The organism is Collinsella sp. AF14-35 (assembly GCF_003464565.1).
In the GTDB taxonomy this organism is placed as follows: domain Bacteria; phylum Actinomycetota; class Coriobacteriia; order Coriobacteriales; family Coriobacteriaceae; genus Collinsella.
The window spans coordinates 23,048-35,894 of record NZ_QRZD01000023.1; the positions used below are offsets into that span (position 1 = coordinate 23,048).

At 59.0% G+C, this 12,847-nt stretch carries 11 protein-coding genes; 6 read left to right on the forward strand and 5 right to left on the reverse strand.

The annotated features are described in order from the left end of the window. Positions 1-82 precede the first annotated feature (82 nt). The 5 genes from DWW12_RS07800 to DWW12_RS07820 all read left to right on the forward strand — a co-directional run bounded on the left by DWW12_RS07800 (position 83) and on the right by DWW12_RS07820 (position 6,921). Entirely contained in the window at positions 83-1,000 is a 918-nt protein-coding gene (locus DWW12_RS07800; RefSeq protein WP_117779285.1) for a diacylglycerol kinase family protein, read from the forward strand. A gap of 408 nt (positions 1,001-1,408) precedes the next feature. After that, on the forward strand, positions 1,409-3,352 hold the full coding sequence (locus DWW12_RS07805; protein ID WP_117855649.1) for a C69 family dipeptidase: 1,944 nt from the start codon (positions 1,409-1,411) through the stop codon (positions 3,350-3,352). Positions 3,353-3,751: 399 nt separating this feature from the next. Next, the gene (locus tag DWW12_RS07810) at positions 3,752-4,324 is read left to right on the forward strand and encodes a hypothetical protein (protein ID WP_117635404.1); all 573 of its coding nucleotides are present in this window, start codon (positions 3,752-3,754) and stop codon (positions 4,322-4,324) included. 106 nt (positions 4,325-4,430) lie between these two features. Beyond that, positions 4,431-6,182, forward strand: a complete 1,752-nt coding sequence (locus tag DWW12_RS07815) for an ABC transporter ATP-binding protein (protein ID WP_117855650.1) — start codon at positions 4,431-4,433, stop codon at positions 6,180-6,182. Further along, positions 6,175-6,921, forward strand: coding sequence for an energy-coupling factor transporter transmembrane protein EcfT (locus DWW12_RS07820; RefSeq protein WP_117637498.1), 747 nt, complete (start codon positions 6,175-6,177; stop codon positions 6,919-6,921). The genes DWW12_RS07815 and DWW12_RS07820 overlap by 8 nt, the downstream gene beginning before the upstream one ends. A 125-nt stretch (positions 6,922-7,046) precedes the next feature. On the opposite strand, the gene DWW12_RS07825 is transcribed toward DWW12_RS07820, so the two are convergent. Continuing rightward, complete coding sequence (locus DWW12_RS07825) at positions 7,047-7,793, reverse strand: aspartate/glutamate racemase family protein (protein WP_233544270.1); 747 nt, start codon at positions 7,791-7,793, stop codon at positions 7,047-7,049. A gap of 84 nt (positions 7,794-7,877) precedes the next feature. Then, positions 7,878-9,134 carry an ATP-grasp domain-containing protein gene (locus DWW12_RS07830; RefSeq protein ID WP_117855652.1) on the reverse strand — a complete coding sequence of 419 codons (1,257 nt, stop codon included), beginning with the start codon at positions 9,132-9,134 and terminating at the stop codon, positions 7,878-7,880. A gap of 395 nt (positions 9,135-9,529) precedes the next feature. On the opposite strand from DWW12_RS07830, the gene DWW12_RS07835 reads away from it, so the two are divergent. After that, on the forward strand, positions 9,530-10,663 hold the full coding sequence (locus tag DWW12_RS07835) for a glucosaminidase domain-containing protein (RefSeq protein ID WP_117855653.1): 1,134 nt from the start codon (positions 9,530-9,532) through the stop codon (positions 10,661-10,663). Positions 10,664-10,700: 37 nt separating this feature from the next. Here DWW12_RS07835 and DWW12_RS07840 read toward each other — a convergent pair whose 3' ends face one another. The 3 genes from DWW12_RS07840 to DWW12_RS10045 all read right to left on the reverse strand — a co-directional run bounded on the left by DWW12_RS07840 (position 10,701) and on the right by DWW12_RS10045 (position 12,795). Further along, a complete protein-coding gene (locus DWW12_RS07840) occupies positions 10,701-12,074 on the reverse strand; it encodes a protein kinase (protein ID WP_158564429.1) in 1,374 nt (457 codons plus the stop codon). 98 nt (positions 12,075-12,172) lie between these two features. Further along, complete coding sequence (locus tag DWW12_RS07845; protein WP_117637494.1) at positions 12,173-12,595, reverse strand: XRE family transcriptional regulator; 423 nt, start codon at positions 12,593-12,595, stop codon at positions 12,173-12,175. Positions 12,596-12,627: 32 nt separating this feature from the next. Next, positions 12,628-12,795, reverse strand: a complete 168-nt coding sequence (locus DWW12_RS10045) for an FxLYD domain-containing protein (protein WP_255413294.1) — start codon at positions 12,793-12,795, stop codon at positions 12,628-12,630. Positions 12,796-12,847 lie beyond the last annotated feature (52 nt).

Sequence of the window (12,847 nt, forward strand, 5' to 3'; positions counted from 1 at the left end):
AGGTTAGGCCCGAAAAACACGGGTAGGATATCGGCATTGCCTTACAACTATACTCGGTTAGTCACAGAACGGGAACGTAAGTATGCGCTGCCTTATCATCCACAACCCGGCATCGGGCCCCAGCTCAGATGAAATCTACGCATTCACGCACGCCCTCGCGCAGGGCGGCGACGAGGTCGTGATGCGTTTTATCGGCGATGGCATGGAACCCGAAGACGCCGTGGCAGACGTGCGCGAGTTTGATCGCGTGGTGATTTCGGGCGGCGACGGCACCGTCTCCAACGTACTCGACCAAATGCGCGGATGCGGCGTCCCCACGCTCGTCTTCCCCTCCGGCACAGCCTGCCTGTTCTTTAACAACATCGGTAATGCCCCCGAGGCAGCGGCACTTGCCAAGGCCTGCCGTGCCGGTCGCACGGTCAAAGTGGACATGGGCGAGCTCTTTTGGCTCGACGAGAACGGCAACGAAAGGCGCCACGGCTTTATCATCATCGCCGGCTCGGGCTTCGACGCCGAGATCATGATGAAGGCCGCCCCTACCAAAAACGACATCGGCGAGATCGCCTACTTCCTCTCCGCGCTCGCCACGCCCAACCCCACGGTGGCGCACTTTACCATCGAGCATGACGGCATTGTCGAGGAGCTCGATGGCATCTGCTGCATGGCCGGCAACACCTCGGTCATCCAAAACGACATCAACCTGTTCCCCAACTGCCGCATGAACGACGGCATGGTCGACATTGCGGTCATCGAACCCGTGCGCACCGTGCAGCTGCTGCCTACCGTGATCACCGCTGCGCTTGACCCCGCCGGCAAGGTACTCGGGCGCCCACAGTTCAAGATCATCCAGACCAAGGAAGCCAAGATCACCTGCACCCCGTCACTGGGCATGCAGTTCGATGGCGAGATTATCTCCAGCAATTCGGGCGTCTTTGGAGCCCGCGCGCTTCCGCAATGCCTCGACCTCATCGTCGACGAATTCTCCCCGCTCGGAAAATAGGAGGACCCTATGAACGACAATCCCCTGATCGGCTTTATTGTCATCGTCTTGGCCATGCTCGTCGGTTACGCCATCAACGTGATTCACCGCCGAAAGAAGTAAATCCACATTGGTATGATATTCATCCAGTTATCGACTCTCCCACTGTTTATGCATTCGTCAAACAGCGGGGGATTTTCATTTCGGGCATTCCCAGCTACTTTATTCGGCTACAGTAATTACAGGGCGTCTTTATTAAAGTAAAGCTGCAAACTGAGTACGATTAACCGTTCATCGCATATTTCATCACGCTTATCGAGTAAGTTTCTTTCATAGATGAATATTGTTTCCAGTTCGTTACGCTAATGAGGTGTCTTTATTGGCTGAAGCCCTCTGGCGACAGAGGGCTTTCGCACGCTGGGAGGGAAAATGAGGAAAACTCGCCCCGTCAACGCGCTCAAGAAGCTAGGCATAGGCCTCGCCTTTGGAGCTGCGACCATCATGTCCATGCCGACATCTGCGCTCGCCTGCACGCAGATGTACATGGGCAAAAACCTAACAGCCGACGGCAACGCATATTATGGTCGCGCCGAGGACTTTGGCCCGCGCTACCTCAAGCACTTTGGCATTGAGCCGTCGCATGCCCCCGGGTATACCTACGGCTCAGACGAGTCCAACTTCTCATACAGGTCGACCAAGACTACATATCGTTATAGCTACGTGCGCGATCATCCTTCGCAGTGGCACGGGCGCTATGATGCCTACTCTGAGGCAGGCATCAACGAGAAGGGCGTGTCCTGCTCCGCAACGCTGACCACCAACATGAACGATAAAGCCGCCAAGGCAGACCCCCTGACCGACACTGGCATTGGCGAGTATAGCTACGGCAGCGTTATCTTAGGCGAAAGTGCCAAAGCACGTGAGGGTGTCGAGCTCCTCGGCAAGATCATCGACGAGCAGGGCGCCAACGGCAACGATCAGATTATCATCGCCGACAGCAACGAGACTTGGCTGTTTGCCGCACTTTCCGGCCACCAGTGGATCGCCATGAAGCTCGCCGATGACGTCGCCTCACTCAACCCCAACATCGGCGGACTCAATTACGATGTCAACCTTGATGACGCCGAGAACTGCCTCCACTCCGAGGGCATCCAGACCATGCCCGAGAAAAATGGCTTCGCCGAGTACACCGACGGCAAGTTCGACGTTGCCAAGACCTATGGCAAAAGCGTCGCCGATTCCGGCGTTCATCAGTGGACTCGCTATGTCCAGGGCCGCGATTACTTCATGGCCCCGTTGACCAAGGGTGCGGATTACGACATCGTCACGGTTAAACCGGAAAAAGGCCCCGACCAAATCGGAGCCATGGTCAGCGAGATCCAGCCCCTGTTCTTCAAGCCCGGCAAGTCCGACTGGAACACCTTTGAGATGATCCGTGCATTTGGCAACCGCGGCGAAAATGTCCCCGGCCTCAACGCCAACACCGACGGTGTCTACGCCATCGGCACCGAAAGAAGCACCGAGACCAACCTCTTCCAGATCCGTCAGGGCATGGACCCCGAGATCGCGACCATTCAGTGGGAGATGCTCTCCCGCGCCGCCTACTCCGTCGCTATTCCTCTGTACTCTGCACTGCTCACCGAGGTCAGCCCCTACTTCAGCAATCAGGATGTCTCCTACGATCACTGCGAAGAGACGGACATCGTGAACAACGAGGAGCCCGAGAACTCCATCAACTACGTCCTCATGGACATTAGTTCCCTCTGCTACGAGCACCGCGAGCAGCTCGGCACCGGCGTTCGCGCCTACCTCGACGCTCTCCAGAACGAGCTCATCGAGCAGAACCTTGAGGTCGATGCTGCTATGCAGGCCGAGACCACCACTGAGGGCCGCACCGCCCTGGCAAACAAGGCCGGCAAGGCTGCCACTGAGAACACCTACGTCAAGTGCAAGGCCCTTCTCCAGGAGATGCGCGCTTATCTGAAGGCTGAGGATTTCAGCACGCCCTTCACCCCGAGCGACCTGAACACTGAGACCAACGGCCTCAAGGTGTCCATCACCTATGCCAAGGACACTCTTGCCACCGACCCGGTGACCCCGGATCAGCCCGGAACTCCCGAACAGCCCGGTACCCCCGAGCAGCCCGCTAAGCCCGAACAGCCCGCTAAGCCCGAGCAGCCCACCACCAAGCCCGAGAAGCCCGGCAAGTCGGACACCACGACCACGGTAACCACCAACAAGACGAACACCAAGGGCGGCCTGCCCACCACTGGCGATCGTTTTGATGGCCGCATGGTGGCTGCATTCGCCATCGCTGGCGTTGCCGTCATCTCCGCGGGCGGTTACTTCCTCTACCGTCGCAATAAGGAGTAACGTCTTAGCTGAGCGGGCGGGGCACATGAGTCACCACGCCCACTTAACCCGCCTTTTTGACCGACGGGAAACCCGCCTGAAATCTTTTTAAAAAAGATTTCCCCGCACACACTTCGCTGTGCTATAGTGCAGCGCAACAGCAACTAGGTGCGACCGCGCCACGGCATCACGAAAGGAGCCACCAACATGAAGAACACGATGAAGTCTCTCAACAACTGGTGGTGGCGTGATGCGAATACGATCGGTCGACAGTGAGTCCCTCACGCCTGTTTTTGCGCTCTAGGTGATTGGAAGGCCTCCGGTTTCGACCGGGGGCCTTTTTCTATCTCGAGCCCGATCGCATTCGCATCACGCGCCTCCGCTTTTCTCTTGCAATCCCCTTCCGAAAGGATTTTCACCATGTCTCAGAACACCACCGCCACCCAGCCCCGCACCGTCCAGACCGCCGATCGCGGCAAACTCGATGTCCGCGCCCTCGTCCTGCTCGCCATCCTGCTCGCCGCCGGCTTCATCCTCAACTTCACCGTCGGCAAGGCAATCTCGGGCATCTCGGGCGGCATGATCAGCCCCGAGTTCATCATCTCGGCCTTCTGCCTCACCATCCTGGTCGTTCGTCCCAACATCGGCCAGGCGCTCGTCATTGGCCTCATCTCGGCTGCCGTGATCCAGATCACCACCACTTCGCCGTTCGTCGATTTTGCCGCCGAGGGCATCGCCGCCATGCTCATGGCCGGCATCGTCAACGCCGCCGGCAAGAACGGTCAGGTTAAGCCTGCCGTCGCCATCGTCGCTACCTTCGTGACCACCTTTGTCTCCGGCGTCATCTTCATGGTTATCAAGATGGCCATGCTTGGCGTGGTCGGCGAGCTCGCCGCCGCTATGTTGCCCGTCGTCGCCATGACCGCCGTCTTTAACGCCATTCTGGTCGGCGCCCTCTACCTGCCCATCCAGAAGGCCCTGAAGCTCAACTAACCCACAGTGACCCATCGGTAAAGACCGTCCCAAACAACTAGCTCTTGGGGACGTTCTTAAACGACTAGTCATTAAAGAACGTCCCCAATGACTATGAAAGGTATCCATGGAAACGATCATCAACGTCGACGATGTCTCGTTCTCCTATGGCACGCAGACCGAGCGGGCGCTCAGCCACATCTCGCTCAGCGTGAACAAGGGAGATTTCATCGGCATCATCGGGCCCTCGGGCGCCGGCAAGTCCACGCTTGCCGCCTGCCTGTCGGGTGCCGTGCCCCACCACTACACCGGCACGTTCTTTGGGGCCGTCATGGTAGACGGCCACGACACCTGCGAAGCCTCGCTCACCGACGTGTCGCAAATCGTCGGCAGCGTGCTGCAGGATATCGACACGCAGATGGTCGCTTCGGTCGTCGAGGACGAGATGCTCTTTGGCCTCGAGAACTTTGGCGTTCCCCACGACCAGATCGAGCGGCGCGTGAGTGAAACGCTCGAGACCGTCGGCATCAGCGACCTGCGTGACCGCGAGATCGCCACCCTCTCGGGCGGACAGAAGCAAAAGGTAGCCATCGCCGCCATCCTCGCCATGCGTCCGCGCGTCTTGGTTCTCGACGAGCCCACCGCGGCACTCGACCCCGCCAGCTCCACGTTGGTCTTCGAGACGCTGCGTGAGGCAAACCGCACACTTGGAATCACCATCGTCGTCGTTGAGCAAAAGGTCGCCCTGCTCTCGGAGTACTGCAACCGCGTGCTCGTGCTCAACCATGGCGAAATCGCGCTGCAGGGCGAACCACACGAGGTCTTCGCGCATACCGACGAGCTCCGTGCCATCGGCGTCGACTGCCCTCGCGTCACGCGTATCTTCAATAGCCTCGAGGCCGATGGCCTGGTAAGCGGTACCCCTTGCTTGGATGTCGATGAGGCCGAGCGCCTGATTTCGGGCATCGTCGACCCCGCACGCGCGGCCAGCGAAGCCCAGGCGCCCGCCGGCTCCCCGCATGCACCGTCGTTGCGCCCTCATGCCAAGGACGCCGAACCCGTACTCACCTTCGACCATGTTGAGTTTGCCTATCCCAATGGCGGCGCCGCCGTACACGACCTCAACCTGACGCTCTATCCCGGCGAGCTCGTGGGCATCGTCGGCCAAAACGGTGCCGGCAAGACCACGCTCACCAAGCTGCTCACAGGCCTGCTTAAGCCCGCCTCGGGCAGCGTGCGCGTTACGGGGCTGGACACCGCAGCCGTTCCCACGAGCCGCATCGCCCGCGAAGTCGCAACCCTCTTCCAAAACCCCGACCGCCAGATCTGCAAGGATACCGTACTCGACGAGGTCGCTTTTGGCCTGGAGCTTGCCGGCATCGACCGTGCCGAGGCTCTGCGTCGCGCTCGACTCGTTATCGACCGCTTTGGCCTGCCTGCCGATGAGGCACCTTTCTCGCTTTCGCGCGGCCAGCGACAAATGGTGGCGCTTGCCTCCGTCGTAGTTGTTGAGCCCAAGATCGTCGTGCTCGACGAGCCCACGAGCGGCCTTGATTACCGCGAGTGCATGACCGTCATGGAAACGGTGCGCACCATGGCCGAGCGCGGCTGCGCCGTTATCATGGTCTGCCACGATATGGAAGTTGTTTCCGACTTTGCCGAGCGTATCGTAGTAATGGCCGACGGTCGCATCCTCGACCGCGGCCGCACGCACGAGCTATTCTCGAACATCGATCTCATGCGGCGTGCCTACGTGGAGCCTCCCCAGGTTATTGAACTCTCGCGCCGTCTGGCATCTTCCGTCTCGCCCGCTTTTGCGCAGGTGAGCGAGGTCACCGATGTCGTTCGCATTACCAAGGAGATGGTCCGCCGTGGTTAACGTCATCGACTACATGCCGGGCGATACGCTGCTGCATCGCCTGAACCCCGTCGTCAAACTGGGCCTCGCCGCCGCCATCATCGTCGGCATCTTCTTGTCCGACACCTACGTGGCGCTGCTGGGCTTTTTGGTGCTCACCCTTGCGCTGGGCGCCTATGCCGGTGTCGTCGACCGTCTGTTCTCGCTGCTCAAGTTGCTGATTCCGCTCGCGCTTATCATGCTGGTGCTCCAGCTGGCCTTTATGCGCGATGGCAACGTTGTGTGGGGCTTTATCACCGACACGGGCCTCATCACAGGATCGAAGGCCTGTCTGCGCCTGCTGGGTGTGGCGTTACCGCTCATCCTCATGCTCATGGTGACCAAGCTCAACGACCTTGCCAACGCCTGCGTCGAGGTGCTGCACGTACCGTATCGCTATGCCTTCACCTTTACCACGGCGCTGCGCTTTGTGCCAGTGTTTGGTCAGGAGATGAACGCCATCATGGAAGCGCAGACCGCGCGCGGCGTCGAGTACGACACCAAGAACCCTATCAAGAAGCTTAAGCTCATGTTGCCACTGTGTGTGCCGCTGCTCATCTCGAGCGTGGGCAAGACCGATGCCACGGCCTTGGCGGCAGAACAGCGCGGCTTCTATCTGCGCACGCGCGCCAGCTCGTACAAGCGCTACCCCATCAAGGGCCTGGACATCGCCGTACTCATCGTCAGCATCGCCCTCATCGCCATCGGCTTCCTGTTCTAGTTCACCACCGACAGCAACCGCCCAACGCAAAAGGCCTCGGCTCGCACCAAACGAGCCGAGGCCTTTATTGTTTCACCAGATAAAACCTACCAAAATTAACCTGTCCCTTTTTGACGGGTCGGAAGCTAGAGGCGGTAGGGGACGCCGCTGCGGATGATGGATTCGCGCACCAGGACATCCATGGCATCGAGGGTGATCTCGGGCATCTCTCGATACTTCTGCAGCACCGATAGCTCGGTGCAGGCCAGAATGACACGGTCGCAGCCGCTACGGGCGAACTCCCACATCACGCGGTCGAACTTATCCATATCGGGCTCACGTCCGGCTTTCACATCATCGTAGATAAGCGACATCACATCGTTCTGACGTTTCTCGCTGGGATAGACGACCTCAACACCCGCAGCCTCGCATTCGCGGCCGTAGACGCCCGCGCCCACGGTTCCGTCGGTGCCCATGATGCCAATCTTGCGCACCGGCTCGGCCGGCATGCTCAGGTTGGGGTCGAACTCGCACTCCCCCATCACCGCACCCGCAAGGGCATAGCGCACCGACTCACGCGGCATGTGGATAATCGGCACCTTCGTAAACGACTGGATCTGGTCGTAGAAGTAGTGTGACGTGTTGCAGGGAATGGCAATGTGCGCACAGCCCAGCGACTCGAGTGCCTGGGCACACTCTTTCATGGTCGCCAGCAGCTTGGCGTGCTCGCCGGTCTTAATGGCCAGCGTGCGGTCGGGCATGGTCGACTTGGAGAGCACCACCATGTCGATATGATCCTGATCGCAGGCAGCAGCCGTATGACGCACTACCTGGTCGTAGTAATACGACGTGGCCTCGGCGCCCATGCCGCCGATAACTCCCAGCTTTTCCATCGCCGCCTCCTTGGTGACGCTTGCGCAATTGCGCGTATCATACCCGCGCCCGCCCGATGTAAACCGGACGGGCGCCGCACTCATCTACTTGTAATACGTCTTGAACAGCTTAAAGTGGCGCAGCTTGGTGTGCCACATGCGCAGCCAGCGGTTAAAGACAAAGTCGCCCTTCATAAACGAAGGGTCGGCGCCCTTGCCTTCCTTGTCCAGGCGATGCACCTTAGCGCGCAGCTCGGGATCCTTGACGTACTTGTCGACGACGCCCATGGGGACGACCATCCACAGCGCCTCGTCCTGCGCCGTCACAAACTCCGGCTCAAACGGGCGGTTGAACACATGCTCGTCCACCACATACTTGGCAACGTTAAAGCCGCTGTTAGTGACGTAGTAGTTGCTGCGACCTTGGCGCGTGTTGAAATCGAAGAACTTAAACGAGCCGTCGCGCTCGTCGTACTTAACGTCAAAGTTGGAATAGCCCACAAAGTGAAGGTCCTCGAGCAACTTGCGCACGCCGCCCATGAGCTCGTCATTGGGCTCGGTGATGATACAGGCGTGGTTGCCGACACCGTGAGGCTGATGCTCCTCGAGCAGCACGTGACCCAGGCACATCATGCGCACCTTGCCGTTGCGGTCGGAATAACTGGTGAGCACGCGCATGCACTCGTCATTGCCGGGCACGCGATCCTGCAAGATCAGGTCGTCGGTGTAGCCGCTGGCATACGAGTCGCGAATGACCTGTTCCAGCTCGGCACGGTCGGCAATCTCATAGGCCTTTTTCTGGCCCTCGAACTCGTGCTGCCACCACATGATGCCGTCAGAAGGCTTCAGGATCATCGGGTAGGGAAAGTCGATCTGGTCGAGCACTTCGGCAGGTGCCTCGCCTTGGGCGTTCAGCATCGCCATGGTGAAGGTAAAGGTATGCGGATAGGGCACGCCGTGCTTCTCGCACAGCTCGTAGAAGATCTCCTTCTTCTGACATTGCTCAAGCATGCTATAGGGAGCGTAAGGCGCGACGATGTTATCCGCCAACTCATGGGCATCCTTGGCCTGAGCCACGAGGGCAACATAGTTATCGCCACAGCCCACAAGGACAATCGTCTTATCGGCATGCGCTTGGGCAATGCCGTTGACGGTCCTGAGCATCACAGGCATGGTATCGATATCCACGTTGGGCGTGTAGTCGATAATCTGGCTGCGGTACGCGGGACCCGTCTGGTACTTGCCAAAGACCAGGCTCTTGACCTGGTACTCCTCGTAGAAGGCGCGCGCCACCGAATAGGCGTTGATGTCGCCACCGAGCAGCACGGGAATGAACTCGCGCTCTGTAAACTGCAATGCCATGGAAACTTCCTATCATGAACTGCCCACACAACGGGCGGTCTTTGCGCAACTGATTTATTCTAGCGTGCCAAGCCGCCGGCGCCCAAAGCTCCACCGTATCTATGGCAATCGACGTAATCGTCCAGCATAAAGGCCGCACTCACCGCGATGGGGCCTTGTAGCTGCAAACCCCCTGTTGAGATAGCTTTCACGACCGAAAGCCCGTCCGCAAACAGGCCCCCGTAACGTTAAAGTTGAACTCTATGGTTTCTCAACAATTCATCATAACTGCAGGTCAAAGCCAAAGTCTCAAGTTCAACTTGACCCTTTGGAACCTTTAAGGTTCAAGTTGAGGTCGAAAGCAGTAGTAGAATACCGTTCGAACCATAACCTACGATTGATTGCAGAGGGACTGGATGCAGCATTCGAATCATCGCACCGCAGCGCTCATCGCGTCGAAGCCGGCTCGTATCATCACGAGCGCCGTGCTCGCCGTTGCGCTGACGGCCACACCGATGCTCTCCCCCGTTGCGGCGTGTGCCGCCTCGCAGGCAACGCAGGACCAGCTTTCCGCAGCCCAGCAGAAGATCGAAGCCGCCACGAGCGCCTACAACGACGCCCGCACCAAACTCGATGACCTGCAAAAGCAGATTGACTCCAATGAGGCGAGCATCGAGGAAATCGAGGCTAAGCTTCCCGAGCAGCAGGCCAAGGCAAGCTCTGCCATGCGCGATCTGTACAAGTATCAGAAGGGCACCAATCCCATCGTGAGCTTCCTGGTCAACGCGCAGAGCCTGGGTGAGTTCATCACGACCTGCAAATACACCAACCAGATCACGAGCTCGAGCGTCGACGAGATCGAAGAGCTCAATAACATGCAAACCGAACTCGAGCAGAACAAGGCCGAGCTCCAGCAGGCCAAGTCTCAGCTTGAGGCGGAGCAGAAAAACGCCGAGGATGCGCTGGCGCAGGCCCAGCAGCTCCGTAGCGAGGCACAGGCAAAAGCCGAGCAGGAAAATGCCGCCGAGCTTGCCAAGCTTGAGGCCGATAAGGCCGCTGCCGCCGAGAAGCTCTCGGGCGAGGGCGTAAGCGGCAGCAATTCCAGCAGCCAGGCCACCAACACCAACACCACCATCGACACCACGGTGAACAACGCCAATACCGGTAGCTCCGATTACGATTCGTTCATTAATGAGTGGACGGGCCGCATCGACAATTATCTCGCCGGCTCCCCCATGGCAGGCCAGGGCTACAACTTTGCCGTCGCCGCTTGGAATACCGGTGTCGACCCCCGTTGGTCCCCCGCCATCGCCTGCATCGAGAGCACCAAGGGTGCTTATTGCGCCAATTCTTACAACGCCTGGGGCTGGAGTGCCCGTGGCGGCGGTTGGCGCAGCTTTGGCAGCTGGAGCGAGGGCATCTCCGCTCACGTTGCCTATCTGGGCGCCAACTACGGCTCCACCCTTACCCCGGCCGCGGCCAAAAAGTACTGCCCGCCCACGTGGCAGGACTGGTACAACAAAGTCGCCGCTCAGATGAACCGCATCTAAGTGCAACTGCAAAGGGCCCCAATGGGGCCCTTTTCTTTTAGGTAGCGGAAGTATCGACGACGCCGGTCGCATTGACGACCGCGACTACGACGATCATGCATAGGAGCAGCACGCCCAATGCCTTGAGCCAGAGTTTCGCGAGTTTCATGCCGCGATAGCTGTCGAGCAGTGCAAATCGCCGACGAAGACGGCGCTTATCGAGCAGCGCAAAATGCATAAGCGCCATAAGGCCATCGACAAAGAAAAAATACTCGATTATGAGAAGCCACGTCGGGTAGCTTTGGTTTGCTCCCGTGGGGTGAAAGACGGCAAATTGACTTCCGGCAAAGAACACAAGCAGCGAGAAGCAGACGAGCGTATTCCAAATGCGCCCCAGAGACTCCGGAACGCGAGAGAGCAGACCGCATGCAACAGAAGCGGCAGGCCTAGGAAGCCCTGCGGGGTTCTGGAGCCCTTGGGGCGTCAACACCGTCTCCGAGTCTGGAGTACGGACAGGCGCAGGAGGCCGCACGGGGCGACTCAAATCGTATGCCGCGCGCGTCGCCCGTCCCAACGCTTCCGCACTCGCAAAACGCTTGGCCGGATCGAGCGCCATCGACATGCAGACGGCATCGGCAAGTGGAGTGGGAATGCCGCGCGCCTCGCATTGCTCGCGCATGTCGAGCCCTGGTTTAGGGTCGACTCCCGCCAAGCAGAAGAACAACAGGGCGCCCAGTGCGTAGACGTCGCTGCGCACACTCGTCTGCCCAAACCCATACTGCTCGGGCGGCGCATAGGGCCGTGTCCCAAACTTGACGGTGTCGGCATCGGCGCCATCGCGCCATACGCGCGCGATCCCCAGGTCGATAATCACCAGCGATGAAAACGTCAGGCCGTCATCAGGCGTATAGTTGGCACCTGTCACGATGATATTCGACGGCTTGAGGTCGCGATGGATCACCGGCGCCGACGTCTCCCCCGCTATTGCAAAACCGGTGTGGAGCTCGCCCACGGCATCGCATAGGGCAGGATACAATTCACGCGCATAATCGGGGGTGGCTCCCAGACGGTACACCAGCGCCCCGAGCGTCTCCCCTTCGATGTATTCCATAACCACGTTGAGCTCGTCGCCCACACGACGACAATCGACGATTCTGGGCAGGTGCTCAAAACGCCTGCCTGCCCGCTGAGCGGCAAACAGACGCTCGTATGCCCCGCCGATTTGAGCCGAAGCATCGATGCGTTTACGGACAAAGGGGCCGAGCGAACCACCGCCGGTTCCTTCAAAGTACACAAGCTCGGTTGTTTCAACGGACGAGCGCTTAAGTACACGCTCCACGCGATAGCTGTCGTCACGATCGAGCGACGCCAGGCGCTCGGCAAGCGCTGCGGTCAGCTCATCATCAGAATATGTTGGGGTCTGAGTATCCATAGCCTCCATCATAGCGCAGGGCGCAGACACCCCATGGCATCCGCGCCCCGTTCGTTTGCATCGTTGTTCGACAGCTCCACCGGCTCAGATATCAGCCGCTAACTCACCGTCTCCTCGCCAAAGCGATACAGCTCCTCGTTGACCTTTTGGAGACTGCACCCGCGATCGATGCAAAAGATGATAATCGCATCGCGGCGGTCCTTGCAGTTAAGGACGCTTACCCCGGCAGCCGTCAGCGCACGGTTAGCCTCTTTGAGCGTCAGCGCCATCGCAAAGGCAATCTGCAGCACCTTATTGCGACTCGGATGACGCGCACCGGTAAAGATCTGATAGCCAAAGGTCTCATTGAGATCGGCCATACGAACCACGCGCGAGCGCTCCAAGCCCTTTTCCTGCAGCAGCTGCTTCAGGTAGTCCGAAAGCGACGGGGCGGCAAAGTCGTGCTCCCTGATATAGCCATCGATGTTCGGCGCATCGAGAAGCTCATTGAGCAACTCCTCGGTCAGCTTTTTATCGGGCATACGACCTCACCTCCCCCAGTGCATGCAACATGCTAGAAACCGCTTACGTCCGAACGCTCCCAGCTAACAACCTGGTCGGGAGACACCGTACCCAGCGCCTCGAACTTCCAGGAGCCGCCCGCCTTCAGATGATTGGTGTTTGCAAGAGCCGTTCCAACCTGGTTGCCATCGGCATCATACAGAACATATTCAATCTGAATGTAGCTGGTTGATTTCCGATCTCAGCCGAACACATTGAGCAAATAGGTCGTT